The organism is Pseudomonas sp. PDM25, from assembly GCF_019219045.1.
GTDB lineage: Bacteria > Pseudomonadota > Gammaproteobacteria > Pseudomonadales > Pseudomonadaceae > Aquipseudomonas.
On record NZ_JAHUWL010000020.1, the window covers coordinates 76,624 to 95,880 of the forward strand.

17 protein-coding genes are annotated in these 19,257 nt (G+C 60.2%); 13 read left to right on the forward strand and 4 right to left on the reverse strand.

The window, feature by feature from the left end; translation table 11 throughout:
• Window positions 1–86 precede the first annotated feature (86 nt).
• Together KW848_RS27880 and KW848_RS27885 are read left to right on the forward strand one after the other, a co-directional pair.
• Window positions 87–926 carry a DUF692 domain-containing protein gene (locus KW848_RS27880; RefSeq protein ID WP_218538721.1) on the forward strand — a complete coding sequence of 280 codons (840 nt, stop codon included), beginning with the start codon at window positions 87–89 and terminating at the stop codon, window positions 924–926.
• Window positions 919–1,671, forward strand: coding sequence for a DUF2063 domain-containing protein (locus KW848_RS27885; RefSeq protein WP_218538722.1), 753 nt, complete (start codon window positions 919–921; stop codon window positions 1,669–1,671). The genes KW848_RS27880 and KW848_RS27885 overlap by 8 nt, the downstream gene beginning before the upstream one ends.
• Window positions 1,672–1,717: 46 nt before the next feature.
• On the opposite strand, the gene KW848_RS27890 is transcribed toward KW848_RS27885, so the two are convergent.
• Together KW848_RS27890 and KW848_RS27895 are read right to left on the reverse strand one after the other, a co-directional pair.
• The gene (locus tag KW848_RS27890; protein ID WP_218538723.1) at window positions 1,718–3,112 is read right to left on the reverse strand and encodes a HAMP domain-containing sensor histidine kinase; all 1,395 of its coding nucleotides are present in this window, start codon (window positions 3,110–3,112) and stop codon (window positions 1,718–1,720) included.
• Window positions 3,090–3,773: a response regulator transcription factor gene (locus tag KW848_RS27895; protein ID WP_134104058.1), complete on the reverse strand. Its 684-nt coding sequence runs from the start codon at window positions 3,771–3,773 to the stop codon at window positions 3,090–3,092. Before KW848_RS27895 ends, KW848_RS27890 begins: the two co-directional genes overlap by 23 nt.
• Window positions 3,774–3,949: 176 nt before the next feature.
• Between KW848_RS27895 and KW848_RS27900 the strand changes: the two genes are divergently transcribed.
• Both KW848_RS27900 and KW848_RS27905 read left to right on the forward strand, forming a co-directional pair.
• Window positions 3,950–4,258: a hypothetical protein gene (locus KW848_RS27900; RefSeq protein ID WP_218538754.1), complete on the forward strand. Its 309-nt coding sequence runs from the start codon at window positions 3,950–3,952 to the stop codon at window positions 4,256–4,258.
• Window positions 4,259–4,445: 187 nt separating this feature from the next.
• Entirely contained in the window at window positions 4,446–5,384 is a 939-nt protein-coding gene (locus KW848_RS27905; protein WP_218538724.1) for a hypothetical protein, read from the forward strand.
• A 328-nt stretch (window positions 5,385–5,712) separates the two neighbouring features.
• On the opposite strand, the gene KW848_RS27910 is transcribed toward KW848_RS27905, so the two are convergent.
• Complete coding sequence (locus tag KW848_RS27910; RefSeq protein WP_218538725.1) at window positions 5,713–6,324, reverse strand: glutathione S-transferase N-terminal domain-containing protein; 612 nt, start codon at window positions 6,322–6,324, stop codon at window positions 5,713–5,715.
• A gap of 76 nt (window positions 6,325–6,400) precedes the next feature.
• A complete protein-coding gene (locus KW848_RS27915) occupies window positions 6,401–7,321 on the reverse strand; it encodes a MurR/RpiR family transcriptional regulator (protein ID WP_046049576.1) in 921 nt (306 codons plus the stop codon).
• A 311-nt stretch (window positions 7,322–7,632) separates the two neighbouring features.
• Here KW848_RS27915 and iolC point away from each other — a divergent pair, with 311 nt between their 5' ends.
• From iolC to KW848_RS27960, 9 genes are all read left to right on the forward strand, one after another.
• Complete coding sequence (gene iolC / locus KW848_RS27920) at window positions 7,633–9,570, forward strand: 5-dehydro-2-deoxygluconokinase (protein WP_218538726.1); 1,938 nt, start codon at window positions 7,633–7,635, stop codon at window positions 9,568–9,570.
• A gap of 160 nt (window positions 9,571–9,730) precedes the next feature.
• Complete coding sequence (gene iolE, locus KW848_RS27925; RefSeq protein ID WP_192407745.1) at window positions 9,731–10,624, forward strand: myo-inosose-2 dehydratase; 894 nt, start codon at window positions 9,731–9,733, stop codon at window positions 10,622–10,624.
• Window positions 10,621–11,430, forward strand: coding sequence for a 5-deoxy-glucuronate isomerase (gene iolB / locus KW848_RS27930; RefSeq protein WP_218538727.1), 810 nt, complete (start codon window positions 10,621–10,623; stop codon window positions 11,428–11,430). The genes iolE and iolB overlap by 4 nt, the downstream gene beginning before the upstream one ends.
• A gap of 43 nt (window positions 11,431–11,473) precedes the next feature.
• Entirely contained in the window at window positions 11,474–12,976 is a 1,503-nt protein-coding gene (locus KW848_RS27935) for a CoA-acylating methylmalonate-semialdehyde dehydrogenase (RefSeq protein ID WP_134104047.1), read from the forward strand.
• Between the two features lie 25 nt (window positions 12,977–13,001).
• Window positions 13,002–13,823, forward strand: coding sequence for a TIM barrel protein (locus KW848_RS27940; RefSeq protein WP_218538728.1), 822 nt, complete (start codon window positions 13,002–13,004; stop codon window positions 13,821–13,823).
• A 154-nt stretch (window positions 13,824–13,977) separates the two neighbouring features.
• Window positions 13,978–15,909, forward strand: coding sequence for a 3D-(3,5/4)-trihydroxycyclohexane-1,2-dione acylhydrolase (decyclizing) (gene iolD / locus KW848_RS27945; protein WP_218538729.1), 1,932 nt, complete (start codon window positions 13,978–13,980; stop codon window positions 15,907–15,909).
• 33 nt (window positions 15,910–15,942) lie between these two features.
• Window positions 15,943–16,953, forward strand: coding sequence for a Gfo/Idh/MocA family protein (locus tag KW848_RS27950; RefSeq protein WP_218538730.1), 1,011 nt, complete (start codon window positions 15,943–15,945; stop codon window positions 16,951–16,953).
• Window positions 16,954–17,105: 152 nt separating this feature from the next.
• On the forward strand, window positions 17,106–18,158 hold the full coding sequence (locus tag KW848_RS27955) for a Gfo/Idh/MocA family protein (RefSeq protein ID WP_218538731.1): 1,053 nt from the start codon (window positions 17,106–17,108) through the stop codon (window positions 18,156–18,158).
• 156 nt (window positions 18,159–18,314) lie between these two features.
• Window positions 18,315–19,241 carry a sugar ABC transporter substrate-binding protein gene (locus KW848_RS27960; protein ID WP_111452115.1) on the forward strand — a complete coding sequence of 309 codons (927 nt, stop codon included), beginning with the start codon at window positions 18,315–18,317 and terminating at the stop codon, window positions 19,239–19,241.
• Window positions 19,242–19,257: the final 16 nt, after the last annotated feature.

Genomic DNA, 19,257 nt, shown 5'->3' on the forward strand with positions numbered 1-19,257 from the left:
ACTATCAGGGCATTGCCGAACACAGACCCGATACATCCTTTCGGTTAACTGTGATTGCGTCCTGGCAATCATTGAGATCGACACCAATGCAGACCCCCATCACATCAGCGAAGGCGACCGTCGGGCTCGGTTTGCGTCGCGGTTTAATGAAGGACCTTCAGGCAGCCCGCGTGGGCGATTTCGATTTTCTGGAAGTCGCGCCGGAAAACTGGATCGGTATCGGTGGCGCTCATGGTCATGCGTTGCGTGCCCTGGCCGAGCGCCATCCGTTGTCCTGTCATGGCTTGTCACTGTCATTGGGCGGCCCGGCACCGCTGGACGTCGGGTTTCTGCAGGAAGTCCGGGTTTTCCTCGATCACTACAAGGTGCCGCTGTACAGCGAACACTTGAGCTACTGCGGCGATGACGGTCACCTTTATGACCTGCTGCCGCTGCCCTTTACCGAAGAAGCGGTGCACCACGTCGCCGCGCGAATTCGTCAGGCCCAGGACATTCTTGGTCGGCGCCTGGCGGTGGAAAACGTCTCCTACTATGCCGCGCCACAACAGGACATGGACGAGCTGACCTTCACCAACGCGGTATTGCGCGAGGCCGATTGCGACCTGCTGCTGGACGTCAACAACGTCTACGTCAACTCGATCAATCACGGTTTCGATCCGCAGACCTTTCTGGCCGGCATCGATTCGGGCCGGGTGGTGGCCATGCACGTCGCCGGGCATTTCGATGAGTCTGACACCTTGAAAATCGACACCCACGGCGCTTCGGTCAAACCAGTGGTCTGGTCGTTGCTGGCAGAGGCTTATGCTCGCTTCGGCGCGCAACCGACGCTGCTGGAGCGGGACTTCAACTTTCCGGCATTTTCCGAACTGGTAGCCGAATTGCAGACCATCCGCCGTCTGCAAATCGAGGGGGTGAAGCGTGGATAAGCCGAGCCTGTTTCAACAGCAAAACACCTTGGGCCTTTACCTGCGCGATCCCGAGCATTGCGCGCCACCGGCCGGGATGGACGTGACACGGGCGCAGGTTTACCGCGACCTGATTTTCGCGAACCTGTCGTCGTTGCTCAGCGGGACGTTTCCGGTGCTGATCAAGATTCTCGGTGATGAACACTGGCGTTCACTGGTACGGATTTTCCTGCGCGACTACCGCGCGCACACGCCGAAATTCGGTGAGATCGCCAAGGAGTTCGTCGAGTTCCTGGCCTCGGAACCGCAAGCGTTGAGCGAAGGGTCGTGGCCGCCGTTCATGGTGGAGCTGGCGCATTACGAGTGGGTCGAGATGGCGTTGCAGCAGTCTGAGGCCGAACCGTTGCCGCTGAGCGATGCCGGGTTGTTGCTGGACCGACCGTTGCAGGTTTCGCCGCTGGCCTGGCCGTTGGCGTATGCCTGGCCGGTGCAATTGGTGGGGCCGGATTATCAACCGCAGACAGCGCCGGCTCAGCCGACATTGCTGTTGGTGCGTCGGGCGCAGGACTGGAGTGTGAAGTTTTCTGCACTGAGCCCGTTGGCCTGGCGGTTGTTGCAGCGGATTGAGGAATTTCCTCAACTGGACGGGCGTGAGCAGCTGGAAGGATTGGCGGTGGAAGCGGGGATGGCTGGGGCGTCGGAGTTTATGGAAAACGGGGCAGTGCTGTTGCGGCAGATGCATGAAGAAGGGGTGGTGGGCTACTGAAAACACCGCCAATCCCACAGGGATCTACTTTGTTCTTGAGTTAACGTCAGGTCTGGGGAATCAAGCTTTGCCGGCAATCCAGCACCAACCGCGCACCGCCGAGTTCACTGGTACCGACTTCAAGCGTAAACCCATGCAAGCTCACAATCGCCGCCACGATCGACAGCCCTAGCCCGAACCCGCTTTTCTGGTTGCCGCCCTCTGCACGATAGAACCGCTGGAACACGGCCTCCCGCTCTGCCTCCGGAATCCCTGCCCCCGAATCGAGCACTTCGATCCGCGTATGCCCACCCTCATTGACCCCCCGCAAAATCACCTCGCCACCCGGCGGTGTGAACTTGATCGAGTTGCTCAGCAGGTTCGCTACCGCTTCGAAGAGCAACGCGCGGTCGCCATTCAGTGGCGGCAAGATGTCAGGCAGTTGCAGCTTGAAAACCAGTTCGCCTTCTTCCGCCAACGGCAGATAAAAGTCGTGCAGCTCTTGCAACAACGGCACCGGATCCAGCTGCACAAAACCCGAACGGCGCTGACGATCTTCCAGCTCGGAAATCCGCAACAACCCTCGAAAGCGCGCCATCAAGGTGTCGGCCTCACCGAGCACTGAGTCCAGTTGCACCGCCAGCGTCGAACCCTCATCAGCCTGTTGCTGAATCCGGTACAGCTGCGCCCGCAGGCGCGTCAGCGGTGTGCGCAGGTCGTGGGCAATGTTGTCGCAGACGCCCTTGACCTCGTTCATCAAGCGTTCAATACGTTCGAGCATGGCGTTGACGATGGCGGCGAGCATGTCCAGCTCATCGCGGCGATTGGACAATGGCAGGCGGCGGGTCAGGTCGCCGGCGACGATGGCCTCGGCACTGGCCTGAATCCCGCGTATGCGCCGCAAGGGGCGGCGGCGCAACAAGTGCCAGCCGGCGATGCCCGGCAGGATTGTCAGGGTCACGCCCCAGAATAACGCGTGGAGGATGATCCGGGTCACGGCGAATAACGAACCGTTATCGCGCACCAGCACCAGCCAGCGTCCATCCCGGGTCTGGGTCGCCACGGCGTCGCAGCTGTCAGCAGGCAGGGTCGGGTCGTCGGAGTCGGCGCAGTCGCTGAGCATGTGAATCTTGCCGTCCAGCGGCAGGTCTTCGGGAATGTGCTGCAGGGCGCCATTGAGGTAGCGATGCTGACTATCGAACAGGCCATAGGCGTCGATGCCGCGAATGTCGAAGGTCATGCTGACGGCGAGGGCGTCCATCAGTTGTTCGCCTTGAAAGCGCGAAAACAAATGCTGGCGCTGCATCAGCGAGTGTTTGGCCAGGTTGTCCAGGTAATCGGACACCTCGTAGTACATGACCCCCATGAGAATGCCGCTCCAGAGCACGAACAGCGAACTGTAGAGCGCCAGCAGGCGGCTGCTGGAGGAACGCCAGCCTTTAGACGGGTTCGGCAATGACATAACCCGAGCCTCGCACGGTCCGGATCAATGGGAGATTGCCGGGCGGGTCGATCTTCTTGCGCAGCCGGCCGATGTGCACGTCGATCAGGTTGGTGCCGGGGTCGAAGTGGTAACCCCAGACCTCTTCGAAAATCATCATCCGCGACAGAATCTGCCCGGTGTTGCGCATCAGGAATTCCAGCAACTTGTACTCGGTGGGCAACAGCATCAGCAGCTGACCGTCGCGGCTGGCTTCATGGCTGATCAGGTTGAGCTCCAGATCCGCCACCCGCAACGTGGTGGCCTGGGCGGTCACGGTGTTCTGCCGGCGCAGCAGGACTTCGACCCGGGCGGCCATTTCATCGGTGGCGAACGGTTTGGTCAGGTAATCGTCACCGCCCGCGCGCAAGCCGCGCACACGCTCATCGACGTCGGAGAGGGCGCTGATCATCAGGATCGGCGTGGCCACGCCCATGGTCCGCAGCGTGGTGACAATCGCCAGACCATCGAGCTCGGGCAGCATGCGGTCGAGGGTGATCAGGTCGTAGTTGCCGCTGACCGCGCGCGCCAGACCTTCGCGGCCGTTGTCGACCCAATCCACGTCGAGGCCGTGGCTGCTCAATTCGGCAACGATTTCCCGGGCGGTCACGGCGTCGTCTTCGATGGTCAAGATGCGGGTCATAGGGCGGGCCTGGTAGTCAGTTCATGGCGAAGGTGTGGGCATTTTGCCAAGAAACGTCGGCGACTTTTTAAATTAACTTTCATGTTGATTCATAAGCCTGCCCGGAATATTGATATCATTCGGCCATAACTCTAATAGGAAGTTGGATTGTGCGCACTTTGATTTGTCGTGGCTGGATGCCGATTGTCCTGTTGCTGCTCTGCGTTACTAGCGGATCCGCCTGGGCGGGCAATACACCGTGCTCGGGAAAAAAGGGCGGTATCGATCGCTGCGATGGCGATCTGTTCCTGTGTAACGATGGCTCCATCAGTGGCTCGAAGAAAAGTTGCTCGGCGATGTATGGCGGCACCAGCCAGGCTCGCCTGCAAACGCTGTTGCAGAGCGCCGATGGTTGCACATGTGGCAGCGGTACATTCTGCACGGGACCTAGGGGCGGGGTGTATTGCCTCACGCCCAGCGGTAATAAGAGTTACAAGCGCAAGTAGTTCGTATGCAATGCATAAAACCCGCCGTTACTGACAGTTCCTTGCAAATTGCAAGGCCATTGGAAGTTCAAACTTTATAACTTATTGAAAAACCGCGATTTATTTAAGGTTGGCGACTGGCACGGTGACTGCACTTCCTCCGTTGAAGAGTTGTATCACCATCTTTCCTGCCTGGAGCGATATAACAATGAATAGATCCTCTGATGGTTTCTATCCGGCCCTCGAAGAAACGAGCACGCTCTCAGGCGTGTCCTGGGGCGCGATCTTCGCAGGGGCCGCTGCGGCGGCAGCGTTGTCGCTGATTCTCGTGCTGCTCGGCTTTGGCCTGGGTTTTTCGGCGGTGTCGCCGTGGGCCAATGAAGGGGTGAGTGCCAAGGGCCTGGGTATTTCAACGATTGTCTGGTTGGCGGCTACGCAAATCGTGGCTTCCGGACTGGGCGGTTACATCGCCGGTCGTTTGCGGGTGAAGTGGGCGTACATGCACGGTGATGAAGTTTACTTCCGTGACACTGCCCACGGCTTTCTGGCCTGGTGCGTGGCAACGCTGGTGACGGCGACGCTGGTGGTCGGCTCGGTCAGCAGCATCGTCAGCGGTGGCGTGCAGGCCGGGGCGAGTGTGGTCGGTGGCGCCGCGAGTGCCGCGACTCAAGCCGTCGGTACGGCTGTCGGCAACACTGACAGTGACCCGTACGGTTACTTCGTCGACAGCCTGTTCCGCGATGATCGTCCGGCGGCGGTCAGTGATGACGCCGTTCGTGGCACCGTGACGCGCATCTTCGTGCGCAATCTGAGCAACGACGGTCAACTGGCTGCCGAAGACCGCATCTACCTGGCGCAACTGGTCGCCCAGCGGACCAACCTCACTCAAGCGGACGCGGAACGTCGCGTTGATGAAGTGTATGCCCGCACGCAAAAAGCCGTGGCCGACGCCAAACTCACCGCCCAACAAGCCGCCGACACCGCCGCCAAAGTTGCTGCCTGGACTTCGCTGTGGATGTTCATTGCGCTGCTGATCGGTGCGTTTTTCGCCAGCCTCGCTGCAACCTTTGGCGGCCGTCGTCGGGATGCCGTGGTGTATCTGGAATCCGACGCTTACGTGACCACCACTTCACTGCCTGTTCGCTAACCCAGGAGAACTACCATGCGCTCACTACTGCTGTTCTTTCTCGGCGTACCGATCCCGATCATCATCCTGATCGCCCTGTTCATGCACTGATTTACGCTGGGGCACAGGCCTGTGCCGCTTCTGCCTTGGGTGGAAGCGGCGTTTTTGTGTGATCGGAGTGGCAGCCAACTTGGTGTTGAATGTGACTGTCTCTTCGCGAGCAAGCCCGCTCCCACAGTTGATCTCTAGTGTTTGGAGATTTTGCATCCACCGCAGGACAACTGTGGGAGCGGCGGTGCGACGATTCGACTTGCTCGCGAAGGGGCCAGATCAGACACAACAAATCCATCTACTCAATCGGCGTACTGACAAAATCCTCAAGCCCTTCGGCATATGCGGTAAACGCATTGATCTGTGGAAACCGATTCTCATCCACCTGATCCGGCACTACCAGACGGGTGAAACTCCACGCCACCGCCAACGTAATCCCGTCTTGAGCAATCGTCCCGTCAGTCTTCAGCGGCTGCATTTCCAGCTCCCGCTCCAGCGCCGAATAGGCGGCCGCCAATTGCCCTTCGACCCGCTCCACCCACGGTTCAAACTGAATCTCCGCTGGTCGCAGGTTGCGTTCGTAGTAGAGCTGTACGGACTTTTCGCACGCCGCCAACGCCAGGCCGATCAGGCGCAACGAGCGCAAGTGCTGCTTCAGGTCACTGGGCATCAGGCTGTTGGCGGGACGGGCCAAGGCTTCGAGGTAGTCGAGGATCAGCGTCGAGTCGATCAACACCTCGCCGTCGTCGAGCACCAGGGTGGGCGCCTTGACCACCGGGTTGATCTGCTGGAATTGCTCGAAATGCCGAAACACCGAAACCGACTGGTGTTCCAGTGGGATGCCAAGGCGTTTGGCAGAGATGGCGACGCGCCGCACGTACGGTGAATCCAGCATGCCGATCAGCTTCATTGAACCGCTCCTTCAGATGTCCATTTCGGGATGGACAACCTTAGTTTAGCTTCAGCGAGCTGCAAACGGCGTGGCGCTAATCCTCGAAGCCGACCTGTTCGTGAATCTCATCGACCTTCAATTCCAGCCGATAGGCCACGGCGATAAACAGCGCCTGGCACAGGCACAGCGTTGCACTCAACGAACGGAAGGCAAACGAACTGCCTTCGTTGACCAGCAGCACGGTGTTGGCGCGCTTGGCCAGGGGCGAGAGGTTGCTGTCGGTGATGATCAGGGTTTTGGCCTGATGGTGCTGGGCAATGCGCAGGCAGTGCTGGGTTTCCTTGCCGTAGGGCGTGAAGCTGATGGCGATCACCAGGTCATTGGCGCGCACGCTGCGCATCTGCTCGCGGTAGCTGCCGCCGAGCCCCGAAACCAGATGGATACGCTTGTTGGTGTGTTGCAGGTTGTAGACCAGGTAGTCGGCCACCGCGAATGAACGGCGCACCCCGACCACGTAGATGTTGTCGGCATTCACCACCAGGTCGACGGCCTTGTCGAAAGCCTGATCATCGAGTTCCAGCCCCAGGCGTTCGATGCCCGACAAAGTCGCATCGATGCACTCGCGCGCCAGGTCGCCGCCGCTGGCCTTCTGCGACTTGTTGGCGATCATGCTGCGAATGCGCTGCTGGTAGTTCTGCACCGGTGTGGTCTTGTGGGTATAGGCCTCGCGGAACAGCGCCTGCATTTCGCTAAAGCCGCTGAAGCCGAAACGCTGGGAAAAACGCACGATCGCCGACGGGTGCACTTCGCACTCACGGGCGATGTCGCTGATGCGGTCGACCATGATCCGGTCGCTCTGCTGGCTCATGTAACTGGCGATGCGTTTGAGCTGGCGCGGCAGGCTTTCGTATTCGTTGGTGATCAGCTGCAGCAGACGCTCGGCGTTGATCGGGGGGCTGGCGAGATCGCTGTCGGGCGTGCTCTCGGTCGTCGCCGGCTGATCGGTGCGGGTCATAAGGAATCCTTCTGGCTTGTTCTTATAGGGACGACAGAGAGCGTCATCCCCTGACAATAGGTTGGCTGTGCGCAGTCTACAGGGTAGGCCGGAATAAAATCTTGAGCGTGCGGTCAGTACGAGGTGTGCTGAAACGATGCACTGCCTCTGGAACGCCTGTAGCAAAGTTTATTGGAAAAAATATTCCACGTAAAAAATATTTGGAATAATTATTGATTGTTCGGTCCCGGACGTTTTAGTCTGCATCCCACCAAGAGTGTTCGGCGCGGCATCGCCCCGAACGCAGGCTGATAAAAATAACAGGAGCCAGCATGGGCCAGACTCGTTTTGCCAGTGGGCGTCAATTGGATCTGATTTGCCTGGGGCGCCTAGGCGTCGACCTCTATGCGCAGCAAGTCGGCGCGCGGCTGGAGGATGTGAGCAGCTTCGCCAAATACCTCGGCGGGTCGTCTGCCAACATCGCTTTTGGCACCGCTCGGCTGGGCCTTAAATCGGCGATGCTGAGCCGGGTAGGGGACGACCACATGGGCCGCTTCCTGGTTGAATCCCTGACCCGCGAAGGCTGCGATGTCAGCGGTATCAAGATCGATCCGGAGCGCCTGACCGCCATGGTCCTGCTGGGCCTCAAGGATCGCGAAACCTTTCCCTTGGTCTTCTACCGCGAAAACTGCGCCGACATGGCGCTGCGGGCCGAAGACATCAGCGAAGCCTTTATCGCCTCCAGCAAAGCCTTGCTGATCACCGGCACCCATTTCTCCACCGACGGCGTCTACAAGGCGAGCATCCAGGCGCTGGATTACGCCGAGAAGCACAACGTCAAACGGGTGCTGGACATCGACTATCGCCCGGTACTGTGGGGCCTGGCCGGCAAGGCCGACGGCGAAACCCGTTTCGTCGCCGACCAGAACGTCAGCCAGCACGTGCAGAAAATCCTTCCGCGTTTCGACCTGATCGTCGGCACGGAAGAAGAGTTTTTGATTGCCGGCGGTTCCGAGGATTTGCTCACCGCGCTGCGCAATGTGCGGCGCCTGAGTGCGGCGACCTTGGTGGTCAAGCTCGGTCCGCAAGGTTGCACGGTGATTCACGGCGTCATTCCTGAGCGTCTCGAGGACGGCGCCATTTATCCCGGCGTTCGGGTGGAAGTGTTGAATGTGCTGGGGGCTGGCGATGCCTTCATGTCCGGCTTCCTCGCCGGTTGGCTGGAAGACGCGAGCGACGAGCGCTGCTGCCAGTTGGCCAATGCCTGTGGCGGTCTGGTGGTGTCGCGCCATGCCTGCGCGCCGGCCATGCCGACCCGCGCCGAACTCGCCTATCTGTTTAACAGCCCGGTGCCGATTACCCGGCCGGATCAAGACGCGGTGTTGCAGCGTCTGCATCAGGTCAGCGTGCCGCGCAAGCAGTGGAAGCAACTGTTCATTTTTGCTTTCGACCATCGCGGGCAACTGGTGGAACTGGCGCACAAGGGCGGTCGCGACCTGAGCGCCATCGGCGAACTCAAGCAACTGTTTATCAAGGCTGTGGAGCGGGTCGAAGCCGATTTGCGCGAGCAGGGCATCGAGGCCGATGTCGGGCTGCTGGCTGATCAACGCTTCGGCCAGGACTCGCTGAACGCCGCCACCGGCCGTGGCTGGTGGGTGGCGCGTCCGGTGGAAGTGCAGGGTTCGCGGCCATTGGCCTTCGAGCATGGGCGCTCCATCGGCAGCAACCTGATCGCCTGGCCGCAGGAACAAATCATCAAGTGCCTGGTGCAATTCCACCCCGACGACGAGCCGTTGCTGCGACTGGAACAGGAAGCGCAGATCAAGGGTTTGTACCAGGCCTCCCAGGTCAGCGGTCATGAGCTGCTACTGGAAATCATCCCGCCCAAGGATCATCCGTCGACCCATCCGGACGTGCTGTATCGCGCGCTCAAACGCCTCTACAACCTGGGCATTTACCCGGCGTGGTGGAAGATCGAAGCGCAGAGCGCCGAGGAGTGGAAACAACTCGACGAATTGATTCAGGAACGTGATCCGTACTGCCGAGGCGTGGTGTTGCTGGGGCTGAATGCACCGGCAGCGGCATTGGCCGAAGGGTTTCAACAGGCCAGCCAGAGCCAGACGTGCCGCGGGTTTGCAGTCGGCCGGACGATTTTCCAGGAGCCGAGCCGCGCGTGGATGGCCGGTGAAATCGACGATGAAACGTTGATCCGCCAGGTGCAGGGCACGTTCGTTGAACTGATCGATGCCTGGCGCACGGCCCGGTCTTGATGGACTGACGCATTTCAAATGTGGGAGCGGGCTTGCTCGCGAAGAGGCCGGCACATTCAACATTTTTGTTGCCTGACACACCGCTTTCGCGAGCAAGCCCGCTCCCACAAGGGATCTGCGTCGTTCTTACTGGTTATGTAAAACAATAAAAGGTGCAGCCATGCCCGCTATTCGAATTGGCATCAACCCGATCTCCTGGAGCAACGACGACCTGCCGTCCCTCGGTGGCGAGACGCCGCTGAGCACCGCCCTGAGCGAAGGCAAGGAAATCGGCTACGAAGGTTTTGAACTCAACGGCAAATTCCCCAAGGACGCCAAGGGTGTCGGCGATGTACTGCGCCCTTACGACCTGGCGCTGGTGTCCGGCTGGTATTCCAGCCGTCTGGCCCGTCGCTCGGTGGCCGAAGAAATCGACGCCATCGGCAGCCATGTCGAGCTGTTGGCCAAAAACGGCGCCAAGGTGCTGGTGTATGGCGAAGTCGCCGACTCCATTCAAGGTCAGCGCATTCCTCTGGTGGAACGCCCGCGATTCCACACCGAACACGCCTGGCAGGAATACGCCGACAAGCTCACCGAACTGGCGCGCTTCACCTTGTCCCAAGGCGTGCGCCTGGCCTACCACCATCACATGGGCGCCTACGTCGAATCCCCGGCGGACATCGACAAACTGATGGCGTTGACCGGCAGCGAAGTCGGTCTGCTGTTCGATTCGGGCCATTGCTACATGGGTGGCGGCGAACCGTTGCAGGTGCTGCGCAAACACATCGAACGCATCTGTCACGTGCATTTCAAGGACGTGCGCAAACCGGTGGTGCAACTGGCCCGCAACAACCTGTGGAGCTTCCCGGACTGCATCATCAACGGCACGTTCACCGTGCCCGGCGATGGCGACATCGATTTCGGCGCCTTGCTCGACGTGCTGCTGGCGGCCGGTTACCACGGCTGGCTGGTGGTCGAAGCGGAACAGGATCCGGCGGTGGCGCCCAGTTATGTCTACGCCAAAAAAGGCTACGACACCTTGCGTGCGCTGCTCGACGAGAGGATTGCATTATGAGCCTGCTGGTCAAAAGCAACGCCCGTGGCCGGACCATGGTCGAGCTGGGCAAAGGTGAGCTGGAATACGTCGGCTTCGCCGCTTATCGCTTGAGCCTGGGCGAGACCTTGCCGGTGTCGGCCGGTGATAAAGAGCTGTGCCTGGTGCTGCTCAGCGGCCGGGTCAGCATCAAGGGTGAAGCGCCGGGGCAGGGCGCGTTCGACTGGGACAACATCGGTGATCGTCAGTCGGTGTTCGAAGACAAATCACCCTTCGCCGCGTACTTGCCTCCCGGCAGTCAGGCGCAAGTGGTCGCGCTCAGCGATGTGCAAATCGCCGTGTGCGCCGCGCCCGGTTCTACCACCAACGGCCTCGGCCCACGGCTGATCAAACCCGACAGCATGAAGCGCAGCGTACGCGGCAAAGGCGCCAACACCCGTTATGTCTGCGACATTCTGCCGGACACCGAGCCGGCCCATTCGCTGTTGGTGGTGGAAGTGCGCACGCCGTCGGGTCACTCATCGAGCTACCCGCCGCACAAGCACGACACCGACGATTTGCCGCACCAGAGTTTTCTCGAAGAAACCTATTACCACCAGATCAACCCGCCCCAGGGCTTCGTGTTCCAGCGGGTGTACACCGACGATCGCAGCATCGATCAGGCCATGGCCGTGGAAAACAGTGACCTCGTGGTTGTGCCCAAAGGCTATCACCCGGTCAGCGTGCCGTACGGCTACGAGTCGTACTACCTGAACGTGATGGCCGGACCCAAGCGCGTCTGGCAGTTCCATAACGATCCGCAGCACAGCTGGCTGCTTGATCTCTGAACTAAAAGCCTGAATTCCAACCTCTGCACGGAGAACACGATCAATGAGCAACGCCCCGATCATCGGCCATTACATCCACGGTCAAGTGCAAGACAGCAGCAGCGAACGGTTCAGCAACGTCTTCAACCCGGCCACCGGCAGCGTCCAGGCGCGCGTCGGGCTGGCCAGCCAGAAGACCGTCGACGAAGCCGTCGCCTCGGCCCTGAAAGCCTTTCCGGCCTGGTCCGAACAATCGTCCCTGCGCCGTTCGCGGGTGATGTTCAAGTTCAAGGAATTACTCGACCAACATCACGATGAACTGGCCGAAATCATCAGCCGCGAACACGGCAAGGTGTTTTCGGACGCCAAGGGCGAAGTCACCCGGGGCATCGAAATCGTCGAGTACGCCTGTGGTGCGCCGAACCTGCTGAAAACCGAGTTCAGCGACAACATCGGTGGCGGCATCGATAACTGGAACCTGCGTCAGCCACTGGGCGTGTGTGCCGGCGTCACGCCGTTCAACTTTCCGGTGATGGTGCCACTGTGGATGATCCCGCTGGCGCTGATCACCGGTAACTGCTTCATCCTCAAACCGTCCGAGCGCGACCCGTCCGCCAGTGTGCTGATGGCCCGTCTGTTGAGCGAAGCCGGTTTGCCGGACGGTGTGTTCAACGTGGTTCAGGGCGACAAGACCGCCGTCGACGCGTTGTTGCAACACCCGGACATCGAGGCGATTTCCTTTGTCGGCTCGACGCCGATTGCCGAGTACATCCACCAGCAAGCCACCTCCCGCGGCAAGCGCGTGCAGGCGCTGGGCGGGGCGAAGAATCACATGATCGTCATGCCTGATGCGGATCTGGATCAAGCGGCGGATGCCCTGATCGGTGCGGCTTACGGCTCGGCCGGCGAGCGCTGCATGGCGATTTCGATTGCCGTGGCGGTGGGCGATGTCGGCGACCAGCTGATTGCCAAACTGTTGCCGCGTATCGATCAGCTCAAGGTCGGCAACGGTCTGAAGGGCGACAGCGACATGGGGCCGTTGGTGACAGCCGAACACAAGGCCAAAGTCGAAGGTTTCATCGACGAAGGCGTGGCGCAGGGCGCGCAGCTGATTGTCGATGGCCGCAATTTCAAGGTGCCGGGCGCCGAGAACGGTTTCTTCGTCGGCGCGACGCTGTTCGATAACGTCACGACTGAGATGAGCATCTACCAACAGGAAATTTTCGGCCCGGTACTGGGCATCGTTCGGGTGCCGGACTTCGCCAGCGCCGTGGCGTTGATCAACGCCCACGAGTTCGGCAACGGCGTGTCCTGTTTCACCCGCGACGGCGGCATCGCCCGGGCCTTCGCCCGCACGATCAAGGTCGGCATGGTCGGCATCAACGTGCCGATTCCGGTGCCCATGGCCTGGCACTCATTCGGCGGCTGGAAACGCTCGCTGTTCGGCGATCACCACGCTTACGGCGAAGAAGGCATCCGCTTCTACAGCCGCTACAAAAGCGTGATGCAACGCTGGCCCGACAGCATCGCCAAGGGCCCTGAATTCAGCATGCCGACGGCCAACTGATTCACCTGTGCGGAGAACAACAACAATGAGCAAACCCCTGCGTTTCGCCCTGAACCGTATGGTCGCCCCACGTTTGTCCCTGCCCGCGTTCATCGAGTTGGCGGTGACCCTCAAGGCCGACGCCATCGAAATTCGCAACGACCTTAAAGGCGTCGAGATCGAAGACGGCACCGCACCCGAGCGCGTCCGGGAGTTGTGTGCCGCCAAAGGCATTACGGTGCTGTCGATCAACGCGCTGTATCCGTTTGATGTGTGGAATGACGAGCGCCGCGCACAGGCCTTGAAGCTGGCCGGTTATGCCCGTGATTGCGGCGCTCAAGGGTTGGTCATGTGCCCGCTCAACGACCGTGCCGACCCGCGGAACGAGGCCGCACGTGCTTCGGGTCTGCGCACGGCGTTGACTGAACTGGCGCCGATCCTGCGCGAACACGGCATTCTCGGTTTCATCGAACCGCTGGGTTTTGAAGAGTGCTCGCTGCGCCGCAAGCGCACGGCGGTGGACGCAATCAAGGCCATCGGCGGGCTGGATGTGTTCCGTCTGGTTCATGACACCTTTCACCATCACCTGGCCAGCGAGCATGAATTCTTTCCCGAACTGACTGGCTTGGTGCACATCTCCGGTGTCGAAGATGCCGAGGCACCGTTGGCGACCATTCGCGACGGCCATCGGGTGCTGGTGGGCGAGGGCGACATCCTTGGTAACGCGGCGCAGATCGACACCTTGCTCAGCAGCGGTTACAGCGGCTACCTGTCGTTCGAACCGTTTGCCGACAGCGTCCATGGCCTGGCGGATATCCAGCAGGCGATCGGCGCGAGCATGGACCACCTGCAAAAATCTCAAGGCTAATGGAGATCCCTTGTGGGAGCGGGCTTGCTCGCGAAAGCGGCGGCACATCCAACATTGATGTCGCCTGACACACAGCCTTCGCGAGCAAGCCCGCTCCCACAATGATCAGTATTCACAGCACATACCGGATTTAGCTTCAAAGGAAGGTGCAAGCATGACTACGACACGACTGACCATGGCCCAGGCCCTGGTGAAATTCCTCGATAACCAGTACATCGAGGTCGATGGGGTTCAAAGCAAATTCGTCGCCGGGATCTTTACCATTTTCGGCCACGGCAACGTGTTGGGCCTGGGCCAGGCCCTGGAACAGGACAGTGGCGACCTGATCGTCCATCAGGGTCGCAACGAGCAAGGCATGGCCCACGCGGCCATCGGTTTCGCCAAGCAACATCTGCGGCGCAAGATCTACGCCTGCTCTTCATCGGTAGGGCCGGGCGCGGCGAACATGCTGACCGCCGCCGCGACGGCGACCGCCAACCGCATTCCCTTGCTGCTGTTGCCCGGCGATGTCTATGCCTGCCGCCAGCCGGACCCGGTGCTGCAACAGATCGAGCAGTTCCACGACCTGAGCATCAGCACCAACGACGCGTTCAAGGCCGTGAGCAAATACTGGGACCGCATCAACCGTCCCGAGCAACTCATGACGGCGGCGATCCACGCCATGCGCGTGCTCACCGACCCTGCCGAAACCGGCGCGGTGACCCTGGCCTTGCCACAAGATGTGCAAGCCGAGGCCTACGACTACCCCGATTATTTCCTGCAAAAACGCGTGCACCGCATCGAACGTCGTCCGGCGACTGAAGCGATGCTCGGTGATGCGCTGGCGCTGTTCAAAGGCAAGCGCAAGCCGCTGATCATTTGCGGTGGCGGTGTCAGATACTCTGGCGCCAATGCCGCCTTGCAGGCGTTTGCCGAGCGCTTCGATATTCCCTTCGCCGAAACCCAGGCCGGCAAGAGTGCGGTGGTGTCCAGTCACCCGTTGAACGTTGGCGGCATTGGCGAAACCGGTTGCCTGGCGGCGAATCTGTTGGCCAAAGATGCGGATCTGATCATCGGTGTCGGCACCCGCTACAGCGATTTCACCACCGCGTCGAAATCCCTGTTCCAGCATCCGGAGGTGCAATTTCTCAACCTCAATATCAGCCCGTGCGATGCCCTGAAGCTCGACGGCGTGCAACTGCTGGCGGATGCCAAAGTCGGCTTACAAGCCTTGGCTGAAGCCTTGGGCGATTACCGTTCTGCGTGGGGCGATCAACCGCGTCAGGCCAAGGCGCAACTGGACGAGGAAGTCGACCGTCTCTATCAGGTCGAATACCAGAGCAAAGACTTCATCCCGGAAATCAACGACCACATGGACCCGGCGGTGCTGCGCGAATTCATCGAACTGACCGGTTCCTGCCTGACCCAGAGCCGCGTGCTCGGTGTGCTCAACGAAACCCTCGCCGATGACGCCGTGATCGTCGCCGCCGCCGGCAGCCTGCCCGGCGACTTGCAGCGCAGCTGGCGCAGCAAGGGGGTGAATACCTATCACGTCGAGTACGGCTATTCCTGCATGGGTTACGAGGTCAACGCCGCACTGGGCGTGAAACTCGCCGAGCCGGATCGCGAGGTCTATGCGCTGGTCGGCGACGGCTCTTACATGATGCTGCACTCGGAGCTGGCGACCTCGATTCAGGAGCGACGCAAGATCAACGTGGTGTTGCTGGACAACATGACCTTCGGTTGCATCAACAACCTGCAGATGGGCAACGGCATGGACAGCTTCGGCACCGAATTCCGGTTCCGCAACCCTGAAACCGGCAAGCTCGACGGTGGTTTCGTGCCGGTGGATTTCGCCATGAGCGCGGCGGCCTATGGCTGCAAGACCTACAAAGTGAACACGGTTGAGGAACTGCAAGCCGCATTGGCCGATGCGCGCTTGCAGACGGTGTCGACGCTGATCGACATCAAGGTTCTGCCCAAAACCATGATTCACGGCTACCTGTCGTGGTGGCGGGTCGGCGTGGCGCAAGTCTCCACCAGCGCCCGCACCGATGCGGTGGCCAAGACCCTGAATGAACGACTGGCCAAGGCCCGTCAGTACTGATTGCTCTACAAAAATTCCAACAGGAGAACAGACATGTCTTTGAAGCTTGGCGTCATCGGCACCGGGGCCATCGGCCAGGACCACATTCGTCGTTGCAGCCAGACCTTGCTCAACAGCCAGGTCGTTGCGGTGACCGACATCAACTTGCAGCAAGCGGCGAAGGTCGTTTCCGACTTGAAGCTGACCGCCGAGGTTTATCCCGACGGCCACGCGCTGATCAAGGCGCCGGAAGTCGAAGCGATCCTCGTCACCTCCTGGGGCCCGAGCCACGAAGCGTTCGTGCTGGCGGCGATTGCGGCGGGTAAGCCGGTGTTCTGCGAGAAGCCGCTGGCGGTCACCGCTGAAGGCTGTCGCAAAATCGTCGAAGCCGAAGTGGCCTATGGCAAACGCTTGGTGCAAGTCGGGTTCATGCGTCCATATGACGAAGGCTATCGGGCACTTAAAGCCGTGATTGACAGCGGTCAGATTGGTGAGCCATTGATGTTGCACTGCGCGCACCGCAACCCGACCGTGGGCGAGAACTACAAGACCGACATGGCGATCACCGACACGCTGATCCATGAACTGGATGTGCTGCGCTGGTTGCTCGACGATGATTACGTTTCGGTGCAAGTGGTGTTCCCGCGCAAGAGCAGCAAGGCCCTCGCGCATTTGAAAGACCCGCAAATCGTTCTGCTGGAAACCGCCAAGGGCACGCGCATCGACGTGGAAGTGTTCGTTAATTGCCAATACGGCTACGACATCCAGTGCGAAGTGGTGGGGGAGACCGGCATCGCCAAACTGCCGGAGCCGTCGCAGGTTCAGTTGCGCAGCGGGGCGAAGTTGTCCAACGCGATTTTGATGGACTGGAAGGATCGGTTTATTGCCGCGTACGACGTTGAGTTGCAGGCGTTCATCGACGGTGTGCGGGCCGGGCAGGTCGGTGGCCCGTCAGCGTGGGATGGCTTCGCCGCTGCCGTCGCAGCAGACGCGTGCATCGAAGCACAGAACAGCGGGGCCATCGTCAAAGTTGCCCTCCCTGACCGCCCACACTTCTACGGCTAACCCCGCTCCTTGTGGGAGCGGGCTTGCTCGCGAAGGCGGTGTGTCAGGCGACATCAATGTTGACTGTACTGACGCCTTCGCGAGCAAGCCCGCTTGTACAGGGCCGTTTAGATCGAGTGAGCGATTACATAACAATAAGAAGGAATGCACACATGCGTATCGGACTTGTCGGTTACGGCCATGGCGGCCGGTTTTTCCATGCTCCGCTGATCAGCAGTTTGCCGGCGGCGACGTTCGTGGGTGTGGTCACCCGTTCACCGGAACGTCGACAGTTGCTGGCGGCCGAGCACCCAGGGGTGCCAGCGTTCGACAGCATCGGCCAACTGGTGGAGGCCGGGATCGATGTGCTGGTGGTGTCCACCCCGCTCAAGGGGCGTCCGGCATTGGTGCTCGATGGTATCGAACACGGGGTGACGGTGGTCAGCGACAAACCGTTCGCCGCCGATGCGCAGCAAGCTCAAACCCTGATTACCATGGCCGAGCGCCAGGGTGTGCAGCTCAGCGTCTACCAGAACCGTCGCTGGGATTCGGACTTCCTGACCGTGCGCAAACTCATCGAATCCGGTGCATTGGGCCAGGTCACCCGTTTCGAATCGCGGATCGAGCGTTACTCACCGCAGGCGGTGAACAACGGCAGTGGCGGTGGTTTCCTGCGCGACTTGGGTAGCCATCTGGTGGATCAGGCGTTGCTGTTGTTCGGCCCGGTGACAAGGGTCTACGCCGAGCTGGATTACCTGGAAAAAGGCCAGGTTTTCGATAACGGCTTCTTTATGTCCCTGACCCATGCCAGTGGCGTCACCTCACACCTGGGCGGCAGCTGCCTGCAAAACACCCCCGGCCCGCGCTTTCGGGTGACCGGCAGCCAAGGCTGTTACAGCGTCGATGGCCTGGACGGGCAAGAAGCATCGGCGCTCGCCGGGCTCTCGCCGAAATCCGAAGGTGAACGCTGGGGCGTTGAAGAGCATCGCCGCTGGGGCTGGTTCGAACAGGGCGAAGTGCGCGAGCGGGTGCCCTCCGAGCGCGGTTGCTGGAATCAGTTCTATTTACAGCTACAAACCGCGTTGCAGAGCGGTGGCCCACTGCCTGTGGATGCCCGTGATGCACTGGCGACCACCCGCGTTCTAGACGCTGCGCGACTGAGCGCCGAGCGGCATCAAGTGGTGGAATTGAGCCCGTTCAAGAGTCATGGAATAAAATCAGAATAAAATTCTAAAATGAGTTGATATAGAAATTATATTCTAATAGAGTCATTTCCAGCGACCTGCCTCGCCACCTGTTTCAACCCTTTTCCCGCTTGCCCGCTTATTGAAATCGTCACGCCTCATCCATAAAACCAACAAGAATGTGGAGAAAGACTTTTCATGAAGACCAAGATCCGCTTCGCCTCGCTTGCCTTGTCCCTGATGTTCGCCAGTGGCGCGGCGCTCGCCGATATGAAGATCGGCGTCAGCATGTCCCAATTCGATGACACCTGGCTGACCTACCTGCGCGAATCCATGGACAAGAAAGCCAAGTCCTATCCCGAGGGCGTGCAGCTGCAATTCGAAGACGCCCGCAGCGACGTGGTCAAGCAGTTGAGCCAGGTCGAAAGCTTCATCAGCCAGAAGGTCGATGCCATCGTGGTCAACCCGGTGGATACCGCCGCCACCAAGAAAATCACTGAAGCCGCCGTCAAGGCCGGCATCCCGCTGGTCTACGTCAACCGCCGCCCCGATGACCTGAAGCTGCCCAAAGGCGTGGTCACTGTCGCCTCCAACGATCTGGAGGCCGGTGAAATGCAGATGCAGTACCTGGCCGACAAAATGGGCGGCAAGGGCGACATCGTGATTCTGCTGGGCGACCTCGCGAACAACTCCACCACCAACCGCACCAAGGGCGTCAAAGACGTTCTGACCAAATACCCGAACATCAAGATCGAGCAAGAGCAGACCGGTATCTGGTTGCGGGACAAGGGCATGACCCTGGTCAACGACTGGCTGACCCAGGGCCGCAAGTTCGACGCGGTGATCGCCAACAACGATGAAATGGCCATTGGTGCTGCGATGGCCCTGCAACAGGCCGGCGTCGAGAAAGGCAGTGTGCTGATCGCCGGTGTCGACGGAACGCCGGACGGTCTGAACGCGATCAAGAAAGGCAACATGGCCGTCTCGGTGTTCCAGGACGCCAAGGGTCAGGCGGACGGTTCGATCGACACCGCTGTGAAAATGGCCAAAAACGAGCCGGTTGAACAGGCCGTGTGGGTGCCATACCGCTTGATCACCCCGCAAAACGTCGACACGTTCAAATAGCCCGTGCGTTCAATAA

What these genes read in the sequence shown, in the direction of transcription:
- KW848_RS27880 (WP_218538721.1), top strand. Translation starts at nt 87, where the DNA reads ATGCAGACCCCCATCACATCAGCGAAGGCGACCGTCGGGCTCGGTTTG.
- KW848_RS27890 (WP_218538723.1), bottom strand. Translation starts at nt 3,112, where the DNA reads ATGTCATTGCCGAACCCGTCTAAAGGCTGGCGTTCCTCCAGCAGCCGC.
- KW848_RS27895 (WP_134104058.1), bottom strand. Translation starts at nt 3,773, where the DNA reads ATGACCCGCATCTTGACCATCGAAGACGACGCCGTGACCGCCCGGGAA.
- KW848_RS27900 (WP_218538754.1), top strand. Translation starts at nt 3,950, where the DNA reads ATGCCGATTGTCCTGTTGCTGCTCTGCGTTACTAGCGGATCCGCCTGG.
- KW848_RS27905 (WP_218538724.1), top strand. Translation starts at nt 4,446, where the DNA reads ATGAATAGATCCTCTGATGGTTTCTATCCGGCCCTCGAAGAAACGAGC.
- KW848_RS27910 (WP_218538725.1), bottom strand. Translation starts at nt 6,324, where the DNA reads ATGAAGCTGATCGGCATGCTGGATTCACCGTACGTGCGGCGCGTCGCC.
- KW848_RS27915 (WP_046049576.1), bottom strand. Translation starts at nt 7,321, where the DNA reads ATGACCCGCACCGATCAGCCGGCGACGACCGAGAGCACGCCCGACAGC.
- iolC (WP_218538726.1), top strand. Translation starts at nt 7,633, where the DNA reads ATGGGCCAGACTCGTTTTGCCAGTGGGCGTCAATTGGATCTGATTTGC.
- iolE (WP_192407745.1), top strand. Translation starts at nt 9,731, where the DNA reads ATGCCCGCTATTCGAATTGGCATCAACCCGATCTCCTGGAGCAACGAC.
- iolB (WP_218538727.1), top strand. Translation starts at nt 10,621, where the DNA reads ATGAGCCTGCTGGTCAAAAGCAACGCCCGTGGCCGGACCATGGTCGAG.
- KW848_RS27935 (WP_134104047.1), top strand. Translation starts at nt 11,474, where the DNA reads ATGAGCAACGCCCCGATCATCGGCCATTACATCCACGGTCAAGTGCAA.
- KW848_RS27940 (WP_218538728.1), top strand. Translation starts at nt 13,002, where the DNA reads ATGAGCAAACCCCTGCGTTTCGCCCTGAACCGTATGGTCGCCCCACGT.
- iolD (WP_218538729.1), top strand. Translation starts at nt 13,978, where the DNA reads ATGACTACGACACGACTGACCATGGCCCAGGCCCTGGTGAAATTCCTC.
- KW848_RS27950 (WP_218538730.1), top strand. Translation starts at nt 15,943, where the DNA reads ATGTCTTTGAAGCTTGGCGTCATCGGCACCGGGGCCATCGGCCAGGAC.
- KW848_RS27955 (WP_218538731.1), top strand. Translation starts at nt 17,106, where the DNA reads ATGCGTATCGGACTTGTCGGTTACGGCCATGGCGGCCGGTTTTTCCAT.
- KW848_RS27960 (WP_111452115.1), top strand. Translation starts at nt 18,315, where the DNA reads ATGAAGACCAAGATCCGCTTCGCCTCGCTTGCCTTGTCCCTGATGTTC.